Consider the following 17,732-nt stretch of genomic DNA (forward strand, 5'->3'; position numbering starts at 1 on the left):
AGGTTTTTGGCGCGCCTTTCGTCCATTTCCTCGCGATAGGAAATGGACCCCGGGGTGCAGGGGCGGGAAGCCCCCCTGCAAATCGGTCTTTGTAGGAACCTTCCTGCAATGAATAAAGGTTCGGAGAAGGAAACCTTGTTTCCTTCTCTATTCGCTCATCAGCTCGGCTAGGCAGCCGTCGCCCTGTACTGCGGTGATGCGCACATCACAAATCTCTCCGCACAGGTCCTTGTCGCTCTTGACAAAGACCGGCGTGTAGTTTTTGGTGTAACCGTGCTGGGTGCCGTCCGGCTGCTGTGTCTCAAACAGCACGCTCTCCACCTTGCCCACCTGCGCGCACAGAAATTCGGCGCGGCCGCGCTCGGTCACCTCAATCATGCGGTGGCTGCGCTCCTCCTTCTGGTGGTTGGTCAGCTGATCGGGCATCTTGGCGGCGCGGGTGCCCGGGCGAATCGAATAGGCAAACACGTGCACCTTGCCAAAGCCAATCTCCTCTGCAAAGGCAAGCGACTGTGCAAATTCCTCCTCGGTCTCGCCAGGGAAGCCCACCATGATGTCGGTGGTGATGGAAGGGTTGTCAAATTTTGTCCGAATCCGCGCGACCAGCTCGCGGTAAAAGGCGGTGTCATAGTGGCGGTTCATCCGCTTTAAGGTCGCGTCACAGCCGCTTTGCAGCGACAGATGAAACTGTGGACAAAACTTTGGCAGCGACGCCAGAATCTCCAGATTTTTGTCGGTGAGCATCAGCGGTTCCAGCGATCCTAAGCGCACCCGCTCGATGCCGTCGGTGGTGCACGCCAGGGTCACTGCGTCCACCAGATGGCAGCCGATGTCCTTGCCGTAGCTGGACAGGTCGATGCCCACCAGCACGACCTCCTTGTAACCTTTGGCGCTCAGGTCGTACAGTTCGAGCTTTAAGTCCTCCAGCGGCTTGGAGCGGTTGAATCCGCGGGCATACGGAATGATGCAGTAGGCGCAGTAATGTTCGCAGCCGTCCTGAATCTTGACAAAGGCGCGGGTGCGCTCCAAAAAGCTGTCCGCCTTCATCCTTTCAAAATGTTCGTCGCGGGTATGCGGCGTGATTTTGACGATCCGCTTGCCGTCGCGCAGAAACTGGTTGACGTAGGAAAGCACCTGCTTTTTCTCTCCGGCGCCCACCAGAATGTCCACCTCGCTGAGCTTCTGCGCCTCCTCTGGAAAGGCCTGCGGGAAGCAGCCGGTCAGAGCGATAGCTGCTCCCGGGCTCTGGCGCTTCATGCGGTGGATGATCTGACGGGTCTTTTTGTCGCCCGAGGCGGTGACGGTGCAGGAGTTGATGATATAGACGTCGGCAGCATCGCTGCTGTCCACGATGTCATAGCCGTCGGCGGCAAACTGCTGCATCAAAACTTGGGTTTCATATTGGTTCACCTTGCATCCCAAGGTGTAAAAAGCTGCTCGCATGGTTCCTCTTTTCTCCGGCAAACTGCCGGTGGTCTGATCCTTTCGGTGCAAAAAATAACGAAATCCTGTTGGACTATTGAAAATGAGATTTAAATAAATTATAATGAATTTAAATACTAAATACAACCGCCTTTCGACAAAATGTTCAATCGAAATTCGGTAGATATTACCATACAAAGGGGAGATTTTTCATGAAACGGGAAAAAATCATGCTCAAAACCATCAATGATGTCAAGAGCTTTGTCAATACTGTCGCCAAATACGACTTCGACGTCGACCTCCTCTCCGGCAGATACGCGGTGGATGCAAAATCCATCATGGGTATCTTCAGTCTGGATCTTTCCAAAGAGATCGAGATGGAGATTCATTCGGACGACTGCGCCGACTTTTTAAACGAGATCAAGCCATTTATCATCCGGTAAATCCTTTAACAGAGAGGGGACAGCCAATCGGCTGTCCCCTCTCTGTTTTCTTCCGAAAATCAATGTTCGACCGCCTGATAGGTGGTGATGCTGCCGTCCGACGACACTGCCGCTACCACCATGTCCTGTCGGTTCAGCGCGGACTTTTCCATGCTGGCGCTGCCAGTCTCTCCATCGAGGTCATATACCTTTCCATCGGACACAAGGTACGCCCACTGGCAGTCCGGCAGCTCTGCGACTGTCACCGTCGAAAGCGTCTGTCCGTCGGTCACCTGCACGTCGATCGACTGAGACGGCTGCGGCAGCTGTTCGGTGTCCAGCACCGGCGACAGTGCAAAGTCCTTGACTCCCTGCTCGTTAAAGTAGGAGCTGTTGATGGTGTATTCCGCTGCCTCCACCACGACGCACTCCGGCTGGAAGATGTTGAAATAATAGTCGAAGTTGAGCAGATTCTCATAGTTGTGCACATAGATGTACTCGCCCAGACCGGTCTGCAAAAACTTAAAGCCCATCTCGTTCATATAGCTGCCCTGAAAGACCAGCGTCTTTGGTGCGCCTGCCTGCTTGTTCTCCTCGTTGACAAAGTAGCCAAAGCCGCGGTGCTGGCTGTTGCGCACCACCTCGGCGTCGTATTGGTCGGTCTTTACCTCCAGCGGACACAGCCGTCCGAACGACGGCTCATACTCGTGGATCGGAAACTGAGAGGACAACAGCGTCTCATTGAGCTTTTCGGTGATGGCAAAATCGCTCTTTTCATTGGGCTGGATGGCTGCAAAATCCTCGGACAGCGCCGACAGGAGGTTGTTCACGCCGTAAAATGCTCCCAGGTCGTTCCAGTGTCCGGCGTTGTACATCTGATTAAAGACCTGTTCTCCCTCTTCGCGCTTCTGCCGGAGCAGCTCGGTGTTGTCGATGTAGCGCACACCGCGTTTATCCAGCTCCGCCTCAAATTCCTGCACCCAGCTGTTGTCGTAATTGATGCCTTCGCGCAGTTTGTCAGGGTAGATCGACGCCTTTTCGGGATCGAACACAAACAGAAACGGCACGCCGCGCTGTGTGCAGTAGTCCTGAATCTCGGCGAGCATATCGGCAAAGGCAAGATGATAGTCGCTCAGCTGAATATTCGGCTTCTGCTTAAAAAAGACATAGTCGTCCTTGCCGTACTCGTACAGCGGGTGGATCATCTTATGAAACAGCGTATCGTTGAGCTGGGTGTACGCCAGAATCATCTGGTCGCGCAGACCTATGCGGTCGGACACATAGCTCTCCAGTGCACTGGTGAGATCCGCTCCCTCAGTGGCATTGGGACCAAAGGGATTGTTGGTAAGCTTGCGGTTATCGATCTCGGACACCACATTTTCCTCCCAGTTAAACAGCACCATCGGCACTGCCAGCAGCACAAAAAAGAGGACAATCATTCCGATTTGTAATTTTTTCATCCAATTTTCCTCCTTTTAATACTGGAAGTAGAGAAACGGGCTGTAAGTGGAATTGACCATACACAGCACCGCAAGCACGCCAATGAGCAGAAGCACCAGCTGGGAAAGGCAGAACAGCGCCGGCTGCTCTCTGGTTTTCTGCACCAGACGATCCGCCCATTTTCCCTCGAACAGCACTGCGCCCACGGTACCTATCGCCATCAGCACGACGGTGCGCAGGTCAAAGTAATACTGCCAGGTAAAGTTTGGCTGTTCAAAGCGCACCGACCCGAACATCACGCCAAAGTACTGGCCGATTTCGGACAGCGAGCTTAAACGGAACACCTGCCAGCTCAGCAGCACGATGAACATGGTCACTGCCCAGCGCACCAATGCAGGCGTGCGCTGGTACCAGGTTTTGTCGCGGATACAGCGTTCCACCACGACGCACACGCCGTTGATGACGCCCCACAGCACATAGTTCCAGCCTGCTCCGTGCCAGATGCCGGTGACCAGAAAGACGATGAACAGATTGAGCAGCGTGCGCGCAAAGCCTTTGCGGTTGCCGCCCAGCGGGATGTACAGATACTCCCGAAACCAGCTGCCCAGCGAGATGTGCCATCTGCGCCAGAATTCACCGATCGACTGGGAGCGATAAGGAAAGTGAAAGTTTTCCTTCAGGCGGATGCCGAACATCGCCGACAATCCCAGCGCCATGTCCGAATAGCCTGCAAAGTCATAGTAGAGCTGGAGCATGTACAAAAACGCTGCTCCCCATGCTGTCGCCATGTCCATACCGGTGGCAGCATTGGTCTGAATCTCGGCGATGAGCGCACCGAAGGTGTCCGCCAGAATCAGCTTTTTGCCCATGCCGATGAGGAGGCGGTCGATGCCCCAGACAAACTGCTCGGCGGTACAGGTGCGCCGTGTTCCACGCACCTGCGGTGCAAAGTCCTTCCAACGCTCGATCGGGCCGGAGATGACCTTGGGGAAAAAGCTGAGGTACAGCGCTGCATCCAACAGCGTTCCCGCCTTTGCCTGGCGGCGGTAGATGTCCATAAAATAGGAAATCGACGAGAAGGTGATAAACGAGATGCCCAGCGGCGCTGCGATGTCTGCCACACGCAGCGACAGCGAAAACAGCCGCGACAGGTTCTGGGACACAAAGACAGCATACTTAAAGCAGGCAAGTCCTATCGTGACCACCAGCACGGAACAGCCGACCGCCAGTCTGGAAGCGGCTGTCTGCGCCGGTGTGCGCTCGATGAGCTGACCCAGCAGAAAGACCAGCAGTATCATGCCGACCATCCAGACAGCACTGTCCAGTGATCCCCACGCATAGAAAAACAGGGATATTCCCACCAGTGCAACATCACAAAGCCGCAGCTTTTGCAGAAACGGCACCCGTTTTTGCAAAAGCTCCACCAGATAATAACCGCCGACCCACAGCGGAAAACATACAAACAAAAAGATCGAGCTGGTAAAAGCCATCTCTTGCTTTCTCCTTTCTTTTCACATCAAGGTGATAACCTGTCCATGGTACTATTTTTGTACGGTTTCGTCAATTTGCGAGGCTGGTTCTATCCGTTTCTGAGATAAAATTTCTATCATTCCATCAAAAAGCAGCCGTTTTTCGTCCGCATTTTTTCCGCAAAAAGGACAAAGATGCCCTCGACTTTTCTTTTCCTTTCTTCTATAATAACTTTATCTTATTGCAATGGAGATGAGGGTTTGAAGAAAGATTTATCATTCTACCGCAAATTATTTACCTCCACCTTCTCCCTGAGCGCATTCACCTTCGGCGGAGGATATGTCATCATTCCGCTGATGCGCAAAAAGTTTGTGGAGCAGTACCACTGGATCGAGGAGGAGGAGATGCTCGACCTGACCGCCATCGCCCAATCGGCGCCTGGTGCCATCGCCGTCAACGCCTCTATCCTGATCGGCTACCGTCTGGCAGGTCTGGTCGGCGCACTGGTCACCGTGGTGGGTACGGTGCTGCCGCCGCTGATCATCCTGTCGGTGATTTCGCTGGCCTACGCCGCCTTCCAGAGCAGCCTGATCGTTCAGCTGGTGCTGCGCGGCATGCAGGCCGGTGTGGCTGCCGTCATCGCCGACGTCGTCATCACCATGGGCTGGGACATCCTCAAGCGCAAAAAGCTGCTGCCCATCCTCATCATGGCAGGTTCCTTTATCGCCGCCTGCGTGTTTGATGTCAATGTCATCGTCATCATTCTGGTCTGCGCCGTCATCGGACTGCTCGCCACCTTGCACGACGAGAAAAACGGAAAGGCAGGTGCGTAACCCATGACCGTACTGCTCGAATTGTTCTGGAGCTTTTTCCAGATCGGACTGTTCAGCATCGGCGGAGGCTATGCCGCCATGCCGTTGATCCAGCATCAGGTGGTCGACCTGCACGGCTGGATGACCATGCAGCAGTTTGTGGACATCATCACCATCTCCCAGATGACTCCTGGCCCGATCGCCATCAACTCGGCGACCTTCGTCGGCATCCAGATTGCAGGACTGCCGGGCGCCATCATCGCCACCATCGGCTGTGTCTGCCCTTCCTGCATCATCGTATTGACGCTGGCATGGGTGTACTTCCGCTACCGCAATCTCTCGGTGGTTCAGGGCGTGCTGGGCGGACTGCGTCCGGCGGTCGTTTCGATGATTGCTTCGGCAGGACTGTCCATCATGGTGATGGCGTTCTGGGACAGCGGCAACATCTCGCTTGATCCTTCCATGGTCGACTGGATCGGTGTGCTGCTCTTTGTCGGCGCACTGGTCGGGCTGCGCAAATGGAAGCTCAATCCCATCTATGTGATGATCGGCGCCGGTGTGCTGGGGCTTGTGCTCTACTATCTGACCGGCGTGCGCTATGCAGGATAAAATCAATTTACTCTCTGGAAAGAAGGCAACCGTTTCGATGATTCCTATTACCATCGACCCTGAACTGAAAAAACGCTGGCAGCCGGCGACACTGGGCTGCATCCAGTGCGAGGTCACTGTCACACAAAGCAGCGAAGCCCTGCTTTCGGAAATCGACAGCCTCTGCCAGCAGCTGTGCGACACCATGACCATCGAACAGATCAAACAAAAGCCCCACATCGCCCAGACCCGCGCCTGCTGTGCGGCGCTCGGCAAGGACGTTCAGCGCTACCGCAACTCTGCCGAAGCGATGCACCGCCGCATCCTTCAGGGCAAGGGCCTTTACCACATCAACAACGTGGTGGAGACAAACAACCTCGTTTCGGTGCGCAGCGGCTATTCGCTGGGCAGCTATGACCTCGACAAGCTGCAAGGTCCGGTCTGCTGGTCGGTCACCGGTCAGGGCGTCCACTATCAGGGCATCGGCAAGGACGCAGTCAACATCGAATTTCTGCCGGTGCTCAAGGATGAGCTGGGCTGGTTTGGCAATCCCAACAGCGACAGCACCCGTGCGATGATTACCGAGCAGACACATCGTCTGCTGCTGTGCGTCTTTGGTGTGGATGGTACCAGCGATCTTGCAGCGGTGCTCGACGACGCCGAGCGTGCGCTGAAGGAATATTGCAGCGCCGTCAATATCGAGCGCAAAATCATCGAAGGCTAATCCCTCTTCATAAGGATGCCCTTTGATGAAACGAAACAACCACAATACAAAAAACGCATGGAAACTTCCATGCGTTTTTTGCTGTCCTTCTATTTTCAATTACTACATAGCTTGGTGGTTTAGATTAAAAGACCGGAACAACGGTGTTGCCGTAGGTCTCTTCGATAAACTCCCTGACTTCATCGGACTGCAGCGCTTTGATCAATGCCTGAATGTCCTCGCGGTCCTCATCACCTTCGCGCACTGCCACGATGTTGGCGTACTGCTGTGCAGCTTCGGAGGTCTTTTCCTCGCTGACCAGCACCTGATCGGCGATGCCTGCTGCAACGGCATAGTTGCCGTTGATGACTGCAAAGTCAACATCCGAGAGGGTGCGCGGCAGCTGGGCAGCCTCCATCTCCACGATCTCTACATTGTGCGGATTGGCGGTGATGTCCTGCTTGGTCGCTTCCAGACCGGCGTCAGGGTCGATTTCGATGATGCCCTGTGCCTGCAGCAGCTGCAAGGCTCTTGCCTCGTTGGTGGTGTCGTTTGGAACGGCAATCTGTGCGCCGTCGGCAAGCTGGCTTAAATCTGCGGTCTTGCCGCCGTAGATGCCCAGCGGCTCAAAGTGGATAGCTGCTGCGCTGGTCAGATGGGTGCCGTTTTTCTCGTTAAAGTCGTCCAGGTACGGCTTGTGCTGGAAAAAGTTTGCGTCCAGCTCTCCTTCCTCCAGTGCGGTATTTGGCATAACGTAGTCGGTAAATTCGGTGATTTCCAGTGTATAGCCCTGCTCGGCAAGCTGGTCGCTGACCGCCTCGAGAATCTCGGCATGTGGCGACGGCGATGCGCCGACCACGATGCTGCCCTCCTTGACAGGGCCGCTCTTCTGGCTGCCGCATCCGGCGAGCGAAAGGGTGAGTGCTGCGGTTAAAAGTACTGCTGTCCATTTGTTTGCTTTCATAAAAAATACCTCTCTTCTCTTTTTTTCGATTTATTACACACAAAAACGATCTGTGTTGTCGATTTTAACGATGCCCTCTCTCAGAGGGCGGATAATTTTATCCTATCGCAGGCGGCGATCCACACGGGCGGCGGTTCGGTTAAAGCCCAGCTGGATGACGGCTACAATCACGATGATGAGCACCAAGGTAATGTTCATCATTGCGCCGTCGTAGCGGTGCATTCCGTAGCGGATGGCGATGTCGCCCAGTCCGCCCGAACCGATAGCGCCTGCCATCGCCGAATAGCCGATGAGGGTGATGGTGGTGATGGACATTCCTCGCAGCAGCGAAGGCACCGACTCAGGCAGCAGAACCTTGCAGATGATCTCCCAGCCGGTGGCGCCCATCGTCCGCGCCGCCTCTACGACGCCCTGGTCGACCTCCTCCAGCGAGGTTTCCACCATCCGCGCCACAAAAGGAGTGGCAGCGACGACCAGCGGAACGACAGCGGCGGTTGGGCCGATGATCTTGCCGACAATCGCGCGGGTGAGCGGGAACAGGTCGACGATCAGAATGATAAAGGGGATCGAGCGTCCGATGTCGATGATCCATCCGAGGATGGTGTGCAGCCGGCGGCTGGGATGGATGCCGTGCGGCGCGGTGGATACCACCAGCACACCCAGCGGCAGTCCCAGCAGGTAGGCAAATACCACCGACGTAAGGCTCATATACAGCGTTTCCAGCGTTCCGTTTAACAACATATCCAAATTTTCAATCATACCATTTCCCTCCTAAAACGCGGTGTCCAGCAGCTGTTTTGCTGCCTGCGACTGTGGATTGGCAAAGACCTGTTCGGTCTTTCCCTGTTCGGCGATGCTGCCCGCCTCGATGACCGCCACACGGTTACAGATGCTTCTGACCACACCGATCTCGTGGGTGATGATGAGGATGGTGACGCCCAGTGTGCGGTTGATCTGCTGGAGCAGCTTCAAAATCGAGCGGGTGGTCAGCGGGTCGAGCGCGCTGGTCGGCTCGTCGCAAAGCAATACCTTCGGATTGCTCGCCAGCGCTCTGGCAATCGCCACTCTCTGCCGCTGTCCGCCCGAAAGCTGCGCCGGATACATCTGTGCTTTGTCCGAAAGTCCCACCAGCTCGAGCAGCTCGCCGACCCGCTTTTCCAGCTCCTGCTTGGGAGTCTTTACAAGCTCGAGCGGAAAAGCGATGTTTTTATAGATGGTGCGCTGCATCAGCAGGTTATACCCCTGAAACACGACGCCCATCTGCCGCCGCAGCTCCAAAAGCTCCCTGCCTTTGAGCGAAAAAATGTCCTTGCCGTCGATCTCGATGCTGCCCTCGGTCGGAGTTTCCAGCATCGAGATGCACCGCAGCAGGGTGCTCTTGCCCGCACCGCTCATGCCGATGATGCCGCAGATGTCGCCGTCCTCGACGGTGAGATTCACGTTCTGCAACGCATCGACCCTGCTTGCACTATCAAAATGTTTGGACAGGTTTTTTATTTCGATCATCCTTCTGCCTCCCTGTTTTTGAGCCGAGGAGAGGAATAAAAAAAGCCCTCATCCCCGGAAAATGAAATTCCGAGGACGAGAGCTTAAACTCGCTTCGTGGTACCACCTCAGTTTGCCCGCTCCTCACAGAGCGGACCTCATCCGGCACGGCAGAGCAAACTTCTCTGATTATGCCGTATCGCTGTAACGGGCGACCCCGTCGCAACCTAACCGGACCTTTCCGGCTCAGCGCGCAACTCCGAGACCATCTTCGACACACAAAGTTCGTATCCCTTTTCAGCTGCCGGGACTCTCTGTGACGGTTTTGAGCGTCTACTCTTCTCTTCATCGTCTTTGCGTTTTTTTGTTTGAGTCTTATTATAATCACTTTAGCGCGCTAAGTCAACAACAAACTTTTCTTATTTTCCAGGCTTAAATTTAGATGTTTTCAACAAAAATTCCTGCCTTTTGCAGGATTTTAAAGAAATTTTGCGCTTGTGCTTGTACCATTTTTCAAGCTGTGGTAAACTAGGAGGAGAAGATTTTCGCTTGCAAAGGCGACCAAAATCCCGATCAGAAGAAAGGAATGTGGCATCATGATTTCCGCTGCAAAAAAAGAATTTATCGAATTTATGATGAGCGCTGACGTACTTCGTTTTGGCCAGTTCAAAACCAAGAGCGGCAGACTCTCCCCATACTTTGTCAACACCGGCAACTACAAGACCGGTGCGCAGATTTCCACCCTGGGCAAGTTCTATGCACAGTGCATCATGGAAAACTGTGGCGACAACTTTGACGCAATGTTCGGCCCAGCTTACAAGGGCATTCCGCTGGCAACCTCCGCAGCCGGCGCTCTGGCAAGAGAATATAACATCGACAAACCTTACTTCTTTAACCGCAAAGAGGCAAAGGACCACGGTGAAGGCGGCAACCTGGTCGGCTATCAGCCAAAGGACGGCGACCGCATCATCATCATCGAGGACGTTATCACTGCCGGCACCGCTGTCCGCGAGACCGTTCCGATTCTGCAGAGCGCAGCCAAGGTAACCATCCCGGACATGTTCATCTCGGTCAACCGCTGTGAGGTCGGCCAGCACGCAGGCAAGACCGCTGTCATGGAAGTCAAAGAGGAGTTTGGCATCAACGTTCATGCCATCATCACCGTTGCTGACATCCATGAGTACCTCAAGGAAAAACCGGAGTACGCAACCGTCCTTGCCGACATGGAAAAATACATGGAGCAGTACTGCATCCTGTAATCCTGCTAAAACGCAAAATCCCGCACAGCGTTTGCTGTGCGGGATTTTTTTGTGCAGTGCCCATCCTGCTACCGTTGCAGGCGCAGAATCTGTCGGGTGCTGCCCACCTGCTCGACCGTCTACTCCTGTCCACTACCGTTGCAGCCGCAGAATCTGTCGGGTGCTGCCTACCTGTTCGGACAGGACAAACCCCATCCGCTCGTACAGCCGCACCGTGTCTGTCTTGCCGTCCGCTCCTGCCCGCTACCTTTGCAGGTGCAGAATCTGTCGGGTGCTGCCTACCTGCTCGGACAGGACAAAACCCAGCCGCTCATACAGCCGCACCGTGTCTGTCTTGCCGTCCGCTCCTGCCCGCTACCTTTGCAGCCGCAGAATCTGTCGGGTGCTTCCTACCTGTTCGGACAGGACAAAACCCAGCCGCTCGTACAGCCGCACCGCGCCGGTGTTTTTGACAAAGACATACAAAAACAGTCCCGCAGGCGCGGTGTCGGCAATCACCTTTTGCAGCACTACCGTACCGATGCCCTTTCCCTGAAACGCAGGATAGAGGTACAGATCGTCAAGCTCCCATTCCTCTCCCTGACGATGCAGCGCATAGTAGCCCGCCGTGACACCGTCGCACAGGATTTTGCGGTAATCCTGCATCTGCGCCTCGATCTTTCTCCTACACCATGCAAATACCTTTTGGCAGTCGATGGCGTCGAGGTCCTCATAGCGTTCGATCAGTTCTTTCTGCATCGCAAGGATGTTTTCCACATCCTCCGGTGCAATCGGTGAATAACAAAGCTGCATTTCCTCGCCTCCTATCCTGTTGATAAAAACAAGCATACCACAAAACCCTTCTCCTTGCACCACCTCTTTTTCCGATGTATAATAAAACAAAATCAATCGGCAGGAAGGTGGTTTTGCTATGAGCATTAAAAAACATCTCACCCCTAAAAATATCCTGATAGTATCGGCAATCTGTCTGGTGCTTTGTCTGGCGGGTCTGTTGCTGCTGGACCCACTCTTTTCTGCAAAACCGCAGAAGATTTCCTGCTCCGCTTCCTCCAGCGGCGAAGCATCTCAGATTGAAACTTCGTTCTATTCGGGAGAGGGCGACACCGCCTTTCTGCTCTGCTGTCCAAAGGATGGCTTTGCCCACAAAGCACTTCTGCGCCAGCTGCTCGATGCAGGGTATCCGGTGCTGGTGGCAGATCATCCTGGCTTTCCCTATGTGCTGCCGGAGGATCAGGTGTCCTTTTTTGAGGCTGCGGCAAACGAGCTGACCGCGCAGAGCGGATGTTCCACCGAGCAGCAGGTCTGGATCGGCTTTCATGACGGCGCCGATGTCCTGCTGGATGAGATCGTTTACGGCAGTCTGACGGCAAAGGCTGCCGCGCTGATTGCACCGACCCTCAACACCCAGTTGGTCGACGACGCCATCATTGTCGACGGCAACTACCACAACCAGAGCGACTGGATCAATGCGCTTTCGCCCGAGATGGTGCGTCAGCCGATGCTGCTGATGACCTCCAACGGCGACGACATCGCCTCGCCTTACCAGATGACGCTGATGTACAACAAGTTTTCGGGCGATCAGATCATCCATGTCGGCGGCGTCTATCACGCCAGCCAAAATCAGGTGTCGCTGGCGATTGCCGACGCGGGCTTTCACCCGCTGGTTCCCACCAATGCCCAGACGCTCAGCGAGCTGTCGAGCTTTGTCAACCGCATCTGCGGTCAGACGCTGCTGGAACACTCCTTTCTGCCTTCGCTGCGCCAGCTGCTTTTGACAGCGGCGCCGGTGCTGCTGTTTATCTGCCTTGGCTGCGGCGTGCTGATGGCGCCGCAGTATGCGCCCACCATCTCCTACGGCATCCCTTCTCCGTTTACTGCCGAAAAAAAGGGAAAGCTGTTTGGCATCCTGATTCTTTGCTGGGTGTGCGCGCTGATTGCCTGCCCGATCCTCTGGCTTATCTGCCAAGATGCTGCTTCTCCGCTGTTTCTCACGCTGGGACTGACCCTGCTGTGTCTGCTGGGCTGCATCCTTGTGTTTTCCAGACTGATGGGCGTCCCGATTCTGCATCGGTTTAAGCCGCTCAAAACCTCCTGGAAGCGGACGCTGTTTTGTTCGGGACTGGAAGTTTTGCTGGTGCTGCTGATGCTGTTTTATCTGTGGCTGTTTTACCCGTGGATGCTTTCGGGCTATGTTGCCAGCTTCTCCGCCGTTGTAATCTGTGCTTCTTCCGTGCTGCTGATCTATCTGTTTTTGCAGCTGGAGGAGCCGCTCAAAACAAAGGAAAATCTTCCGCTTCGCATCGCGCTGTACGCCGTTTTTCTGCTGCCGCTGTGCTTTGTGCTGCTGGTTTTCTCCATCCTGCACGGAAACACCGCTGCCTTTGCCTGCCTGCTCTATGGGGCAGCATTGGCGCTGCATTTTTTGCTGATGAAAATACTGATCGCGCTCAACGACCGCGACGTTTTGATCGGATGCTGGGTTCCGTTCCTGGCTTCCGCCGTCTTTTTCTGTTTTGTTTAAATCCTTCACTTTCTGAATCCACCAAAGGAGTTGTCTATTCTTGATCTGCAAAACCGTCAATCTCGAACGAAATTTTCCGCTTGCCTCCGAGGCCTCGGTACGTCTGAGCCAGGAGATCCGCCTTGCCAAATGTTCCCGCTGCCGCGCCCTGAAGGTGATTCACGGCTATGGTTCGTCCGGCAAAGGCGGCGCCATCAAAGCAGCGTGCTTAAAGCTGTGCGCTGAACGCAAGCGTTCCGGCATGATCCGCCACTATGTCAAAGGAGAGGACTTCACTCCTTTTACAGCGGACGGACGCAAGGCCATCGAGATCTGTCCGCAGCTCAAGACCGACGTCGATTACGGCCGGCAGAACGACGGGATCACTCTGATTCTGTTCTAGCTGCCAAATGAGGAGTGCGCATGAAATTACTGGCTGTTATTCTGACTGCTGCCGCGGCGGTAGTCTGGACCATCAACGCGGTACTGCACTTTGTATACGACACTTCTCTCCCTCTGCAGCTGCTCAATCTTTTGTGCGCACTGCTTTGGTGCATTGCCTTTCTGGTGCAGTTGTGGCACTACCGCAACAACAAATCGCTGTAAGGAGGTCCCTATGAAAAATTTCGCTGCTGCCCACAAAAAAGGCTGTTTTCTCTTTCTGTGTATCTTTCTGGTCTTTTGGGGGTGTTTTTCCTTTCCGGCGGTCAACCTGACCAGGCATTTTCCGCCGCAGATCAGCCTGCTCAACCTCTTTGTCGTCTTGTTTGGCTACTACGAGATGGGACAGATGGCGGCAGCTGTATTTGCACAAAAGGTCTGCCGCAAATCTGTCCTGCTCACCCTTATCATGACGCTGACTGGCTTTATCTGCCGCTTTTTTCTGGAGTTTGGAGAAGTATCCAACAGTTATAACTTCACCCTCCCCAATGTTGCGGTACATCTTTTCCTCACCCTCGTCATCGTCCTTGTACCGGTTTTGATGCCAAACGAAAATTGCTCCTGCTAAAAGCGGCGTGCAGAAATACTGCACACCGCTTTTTCTTATTCTCTTTCTTTGCACAGAAAAGATTTTAGCTCTCAGGAAGGACCGATCTGAGACTAAAAAGAGAGGACACAAAACATATTTCGTGTCCTCTTTATGTCATGTTCGGAGAATGGACGAAGTTCATTCTCTGGGAGCCACTCACAAAAGCAATGTATTGTAGAAGGTGGAAGTGGCTCCACGCCAGCATCGAAAAGGGTTTCTGCCTCTTAACATTTTTATTTTTATATGATTTTATATTTTGGGGACTTATTATACAGTGTGATAAAAGCCAGTTTTTCTTACCTTTTCTTACCTTTTCTTTGCATAGAAAAGAGGACAAAATATGTTCCATATTTGTCCGACCAAAAGAAAAGTGCTTATTTCTATCGTAACCGACAGCAAAAAGCTCCCATGACTACATGGGAGCTTTTAATTAGTCCATCAGCGATGGTTTACACAAAATTTCGTGAATCTTTGTTTCCATCAGGCTGGCGGTGTATCCAGGTGTCAGCACGCAAGCAGTATCGGCACCTCTGCCGCTGCCGCCGACAGCAACCACCGGCTTGCCATAGTCGATGCTGCCGCAGTCCAGCGCCATCAGCGCTACCTCGACACAGACCTTGGTGCCCTGTCCGAACATCCGCAGTGTGTGGGCGATCAGCTCCACCGGATGCACACTGCCAAACACCTTGGTCAGTCCGCGCTCGCCGCCGCTGAGTGCATGTGCTGCCGTGACAACCTGTACGCCGCCCTCGGTGAGCTGACGGCGTCGCTCGTCGCTCAGCCGGTTTTTGCCTGGCTCCTTGGAGCCGTAGGCGCAGCTGACGCAGACAACCTTTCCTGCAAAACCTGCCTCCTTGCTCATCTGCATCAGTCTGAGCGCAGTATCGCCCTCGCTGGATGTAACCACGATGTCCATCTGGCGTTCCTGTGCTGTTTTCAGCGCGATTTTCAGCGTTTCCTCGGTGTTGACAGTGCCCTTCTGCTCAAAAATAGTCATAAAGCTTCCTCCTGTTCTCATCATCGTTATGTTTCATCCTGGTGCGCCTGTGGGTCAGGTACCTCCAGAAAATACTTTGCAAACAAGCGGTCGGCCTCCTGCCGTACTTCCTTTTCAAAGGCAAGGTACCGCTGCAGATAATCGCGTCCCTCGTCGGTCAGCTCCGAACCTCCGCCGCCGGCGCCTCCCACCTTTTTGCGGATGATCTCGACGCCGATGTTGCGCTCGGCCTCCCGCAGAATCCGCCATGCCTTGCTGTACGCAATGTGCATCTGTTCGGTGGCCTTCTGCAGCGAGTGATACTGGTCGATCAGCAGCAGCAGCTGGGCCACACCTGGTCCGAAAAATTTATCGCCCCGACAGATTTTCACCTGCATCCGGTAGCTCAGGGGCTGTTGTTCCATCCCTTGCTCACTCCCTTCCGGCTTTGTATAAGGCTATTATACCATATTTTGCCGCCGTTCCAAAGTGGAGGAACAGGGATATTTTTTAAAGGGAGCAATAGATAATTTCAATCGCCTGTGCTACAATAAGAAAAGCAAAACCGTTTGGTTTATCAAAAAATAACGGAAAAGGAAAAAACATCATGAAACTCAAAGACAGCCTTCAGCTGCCGGAACGCGGCGTATTTGCGCTGATCGGAGGCGGCGGCAAAACAAGCTCGATGTACCGTCTGTCGCAGGAATATGCCAGGGAGGGCAAAACGGTGCTGTGTACCACCACCACCCACATCATGGCGCCGCAGCCGCCTTTTCCCACGGCGCTGCTGCTCGAGGAGGACATTCCATTCACCCGTGCCCAGCTTTTAAAGGATTGGGCAGCACAGGATACACCGATTCTGATCTTTGCACGCCGCACCGGTCAGGAGAAGCTGTGCGCGCCGAGCGACGACTTTTTTAACTGGTGCAGCGCTGCTGCCGACGTGGTGCTGATCGAAGCGGACGGCGCGCGGCACCTGCCGTTTAAAGCGCCGGCGGAACACGAGCCGGTGGTGCCGGCGTGTGTAACGCGGATCATCGGCGTGGCAGGAGCCGACGCGCTGATGCAGCCGATTGCGCAGCTCTGCCACCGTCCACAGCTGGTGAGTGCGATTCTAAATGTCCCGCAGGAGAGCCTGCTGACTCCCGAAAGGATGGCGCAGGTGATTTTAAGTCCCGCGGGATATCACAAAGCGGTGCGCGCAGACCTGCCGTTTGGACTGATTCTCAACAAGTGCGACGTTCCGTCCCGTCGGGAGCTTGCCCAGCAGACAGCCGCACAGCTGCGGGCACAGGGAGCCGCTTTTCCGATTGTGCTGTGTTCGATGCAGCAGGAGGAAGTCTGCCTGTGCGAGGGTTAGTAAAGGCAATTTCTGGCTTTTCATCCAGATTGCGTATCTGATATTATATTTCAAAAGACGCACAGAAAAAGGAATTGGATACCCAGAAAAGCACTTGTTTCTCCACCAGTTTCAGCGAAAACTGATTCCCAAAGGAAAACGGGCGAAGTCCTTTTCAGCGGACGCAAAATATCATTTTGCTGTCCGCTCGCACTAGACGTGCGCCTACATCGAAAAGGGGTTGTGCACCTGAACGTTTTCGATGTTGTGATATTAAATATTTTCTTACCTTTTCTTTGCGCAGAAAAAACTTTAGCTCTCCGACGAAATTTATCTGCGTTTGAAAGAGCGGACTCCGCTCGCACTAGACGTGCGTCAGCATCGAAAAGGGACTCTGCCCCTGAACGTTTTATTTTCTATGGTATATATTTTGTTTTATCGCTCGTTGTGATAAAGTCCTATTTTTCTTACCTTTTCTTTACTAAAAGAAAAGGTAAGGCCAAAAGAAAAGTGTTTGTTTCTTCATCAGTTTCAGCAAATACCAACCTATCCCCAAAGGAGAATTCCATGGAAATCCTGATCAAAGGCGCCGGTGACATCGCCACCGGCATCGCTGTCCGCCTATATAACGCCGGTTTCCGCGTCGCTATGACCGAAACCGCTACTCCGACCACCGTGCGCCGCACTGTGGCCTTTTCCCGCGCGGTCTATGAATCTGCCGCCACCGTCGAACAGATTACCGCGCGGCTGATCTCCTCTGCTAGGCAGCTTACTTCGGTCTGGGACAGCGGCGAAATCCCGCTGCTCATCGACCCGCAGGCTGCCGTCCTCTCCCAGCATCGCTTTGATGTGGTGGTCGACGCCATCCTCGCAAAGAAAAACCTCGGCACTACCGCCGACCAGGCGCCCGTCGTCATCGGCGTAGGACCAGGCTTTTCTGCGCCGCAGGATTGCTCCTGTGTCGTCGAAACCCAGCGCGGCCACTACCTCGGGCGCTGCATCTATCAGGGCAGCGCCATCCCCAACACCGGTGTCCCTGGCGACATCGGCGGCTACACCACCGAGCGGCTGCTGCGCGCTCCCTGTGCGGGACGGTTCTGCCCGATCGCCTCGATCGGTGATCTGGTGCACGCCGGTCAGGTGGTCGCCACCGTGGATGGTCAGCCGGTCGTCGCACAGATCGATGGCATCCTGCGCGGCCTTCTCCAACCGGACGTGCCGGTCAAAGCAGGAATGAAGTCGGGCGACATCGACCCTCGTTGTGAGCGCGAACACTGCTTTTCGGTGTCGGACAAGGCGCGCGCCGTCGGCGGCGGTGTGCT

Annotated in this window: 20 protein-coding genes and 1 other annotated feature; of the genes, 11 read left to right on the top strand and 9 right to left on the bottom strand. The window is 54.4% G+C overall.

Annotation, left to right across the window (positions count from 1 at the left end; all coding sequences use genetic code 11):
* Positions 1-147: 147 nt before the first annotated feature.
* Positions 148-1,443, bottom strand: a complete 1,296-nt coding sequence (mtaB, locus tag Q0L39_RS06660) for a tRNA (N(6)-L-threonylcarbamoyladenosine(37)-C(2))-methylthiotransferase MtaB (RefSeq protein WP_296627782.1) — start codon at positions 1,441-1,443, stop codon at positions 148-150.
* A gap of 191 nt (positions 1,444-1,634) precedes the next feature.
* On the opposite strand from mtaB, the gene Q0L39_RS06665 reads away from it, so the two are divergent.
* The gene (locus tag Q0L39_RS06665; protein ID WP_296627753.1) at positions 1,635-1,865 is read left to right on the top strand and encodes an HPr family phosphocarrier protein; all 231 of its coding nucleotides are present in this window, start codon (positions 1,635-1,637) and stop codon (positions 1,863-1,865) included.
* A gap of 59 nt (positions 1,866-1,924) precedes the next feature.
* On the opposite strand, the gene Q0L39_RS06670 is transcribed toward Q0L39_RS06665, so the two are convergent.
* Positions 1,925-3,304, bottom strand: coding sequence for a hypothetical protein (locus Q0L39_RS06670; RefSeq protein ID WP_296627755.1), 1,380 nt, complete (start codon positions 3,302-3,304; stop codon positions 1,925-1,927).
* Positions 3,305-3,319: 15 nt separating this feature from the next.
* Positions 3,320-4,774, bottom strand: coding sequence for an MBOAT family O-acyltransferase (locus Q0L39_RS06675; protein WP_296627756.1), 1,455 nt, complete (start codon positions 4,772-4,774; stop codon positions 3,320-3,322).
* A gap of 240 nt (positions 4,775-5,014) precedes the next feature.
* Here Q0L39_RS06675 and Q0L39_RS06680 point away from each other — a divergent pair, with 240 nt between their 5' ends.
* Genes Q0L39_RS06680 through Q0L39_RS06690 form a run of 3 tightly spaced genes read left to right on the top strand, consistent with a single transcriptional unit; the run spans position 5,015 to position 6,878 of the window.
* Positions 5,015-5,587, top strand: a complete 573-nt coding sequence (locus tag Q0L39_RS06680) for a chromate transporter (protein WP_296627758.1) — start codon at positions 5,015-5,017, stop codon at positions 5,585-5,587.
* Between the two features lie 3 nt (positions 5,588-5,590).
* A complete protein-coding gene (locus tag Q0L39_RS06685) occupies positions 5,591-6,175 on the top strand; it encodes a chromate transporter (protein WP_296627759.1) in 585 nt (194 codons plus the stop codon).
* Between the two features lie 37 nt (positions 6,176-6,212).
* Positions 6,213-6,878: a phenylalanine--tRNA ligase beta subunit-related protein gene (locus Q0L39_RS06690; protein ID WP_296627761.1), complete on the top strand. Its 666-nt coding sequence runs from the start codon at positions 6,213-6,215 to the stop codon at positions 6,876-6,878.
* Between the two features lie 124 nt (positions 6,879-7,002).
* Here Q0L39_RS06690 and Q0L39_RS06695 read toward each other — a convergent pair whose 3' ends face one another.
* The 3 genes from Q0L39_RS06695 to Q0L39_RS06705 all read right to left on the bottom strand — a co-directional run bounded on the left by Q0L39_RS06695 (position 7,003) and on the right by Q0L39_RS06705 (position 9,327).
* Entirely contained in the window at positions 7,003-7,821 is an 819-nt protein-coding gene (locus Q0L39_RS06695; RefSeq protein WP_296627762.1) for a MetQ/NlpA family ABC transporter substrate-binding protein, read from the bottom strand.
* A gap of 102 nt (positions 7,822-7,923) precedes the next feature.
* Positions 7,924-8,580 (bottom strand): methionine ABC transporter permease, encoded by a 657-nt coding sequence (locus Q0L39_RS06700; RefSeq protein WP_296627764.1) that lies wholly within the window; start codon positions 8,578-8,580, stop codon positions 7,924-7,926.
* 12 nt (positions 8,581-8,592) lie between these two features.
* A complete protein-coding gene (locus Q0L39_RS06705) occupies positions 8,593-9,327 on the bottom strand; it encodes an ATP-binding cassette domain-containing protein (protein ID WP_296627766.1) in 735 nt (244 codons plus the stop codon).
* A 68-nt stretch (positions 9,328-9,395) separates the two neighbouring features.
* Positions 9,396-9,664 (bottom strand) — a binding site (T-box leader).
* A gap of 238 nt (positions 9,665-9,902) precedes the next feature.
* Here Q0L39_RS06705 and pyrE point away from each other — a divergent pair.
* Complete coding sequence (gene pyrE, locus Q0L39_RS06710; protein WP_296627767.1) at positions 9,903-10,565, top strand: orotate phosphoribosyltransferase; 663 nt, start codon at positions 9,903-9,905, stop codon at positions 10,563-10,565.
* Positions 10,566-10,919: 354 nt separating this feature from the next.
* On the opposite strand, the gene Q0L39_RS06715 is transcribed toward pyrE, so the two are convergent.
* A complete protein-coding gene (locus Q0L39_RS06715) occupies positions 10,920-11,357 on the bottom strand; it encodes a GNAT family N-acetyltransferase (RefSeq protein ID WP_296627769.1) in 438 nt (145 codons plus the stop codon).
* Between the two features lie 118 nt (positions 11,358-11,475).
* On the opposite strand from Q0L39_RS06715, the gene Q0L39_RS06720 reads away from it, so the two are divergent.
* The 4 genes from Q0L39_RS06720 to Q0L39_RS06735 are packed head-to-tail and all read left to right on the top strand — an operon-like array spanning position 11,476 to position 14,074.
* A complete protein-coding gene (locus Q0L39_RS06720) occupies positions 11,476-13,086 on the top strand; it encodes a hypothetical protein (RefSeq protein ID WP_296627770.1) in 1,611 nt (536 codons plus the stop codon).
* A gap of 40 nt (positions 13,087-13,126) precedes the next feature.
* A complete protein-coding gene (locus Q0L39_RS06725) occupies positions 13,127-13,468 on the top strand; it encodes a hypothetical protein (protein ID WP_296627772.1) in 342 nt (113 codons plus the stop codon).
* Positions 13,469-13,488: 20 nt separating this feature from the next.
* On the top strand, positions 13,489-13,671 hold the full coding sequence (locus Q0L39_RS06730; RefSeq protein WP_296627773.1) for a hypothetical protein: 183 nt from the start codon (positions 13,489-13,491) through the stop codon (positions 13,669-13,671).
* Between the two features lie 10 nt (positions 13,672-13,681).
* Positions 13,682-14,074: a hypothetical protein gene (locus Q0L39_RS06735; RefSeq protein WP_296627775.1), complete on the top strand. Its 393-nt coding sequence runs from the start codon at positions 13,682-13,684 to the stop codon at positions 14,072-14,074.
* A 451-nt stretch (positions 14,075-14,525) separates the two neighbouring features.
* On the opposite strand, the gene Q0L39_RS06740 is transcribed toward Q0L39_RS06735, so the two are convergent.
* Both Q0L39_RS06740 and Q0L39_RS06745 read right to left on the bottom strand, forming a co-directional pair.
* Positions 14,526-15,092, bottom strand: coding sequence for a pyruvate kinase alpha/beta domain-containing protein (locus tag Q0L39_RS06740; protein ID WP_296627776.1), 567 nt, complete (start codon positions 15,090-15,092; stop codon positions 14,526-14,528).
* 26 nt (positions 15,093-15,118) lie between these two features.
* A complete protein-coding gene (locus tag Q0L39_RS06745) occupies positions 15,119-15,496 on the bottom strand; it encodes a LysR family transcriptional regulator (protein WP_296627778.1) in 378 nt (125 codons plus the stop codon).
* A 182-nt stretch (positions 15,497-15,678) separates the two neighbouring features.
* Here Q0L39_RS06745 and yqeC point away from each other — a divergent pair, with 182 nt between their 5' ends.
* Together yqeC and yqeB are read left to right on the top strand one after the other, a co-directional pair.
* Positions 15,679-16,431 (top strand): selenium cofactor biosynthesis protein YqeC, encoded by a 753-nt coding sequence (gene yqeC / locus Q0L39_RS06750; RefSeq protein WP_296627779.1) that lies wholly within the window; start codon positions 15,679-15,681, stop codon positions 16,429-16,431.
* A gap of 546 nt (positions 16,432-16,977) precedes the next feature.
* Positions 16,978-17,732 (top strand): selenium-dependent molybdenum cofactor biosynthesis protein YqeB (gene yqeB / locus Q0L39_RS06755; RefSeq protein ID WP_296627780.1); only part of this gene is annotated, 755 nt, incomplete at its 3' end.

The sequence above is a fragment of the uncultured Negativibacillus sp. genome (genome assembly GCF_944388365.1).
Taxonomy (GTDB): domain Bacteria; phylum Bacillota; class Clostridia; order Oscillospirales; family Ruminococcaceae; genus Negativibacillus.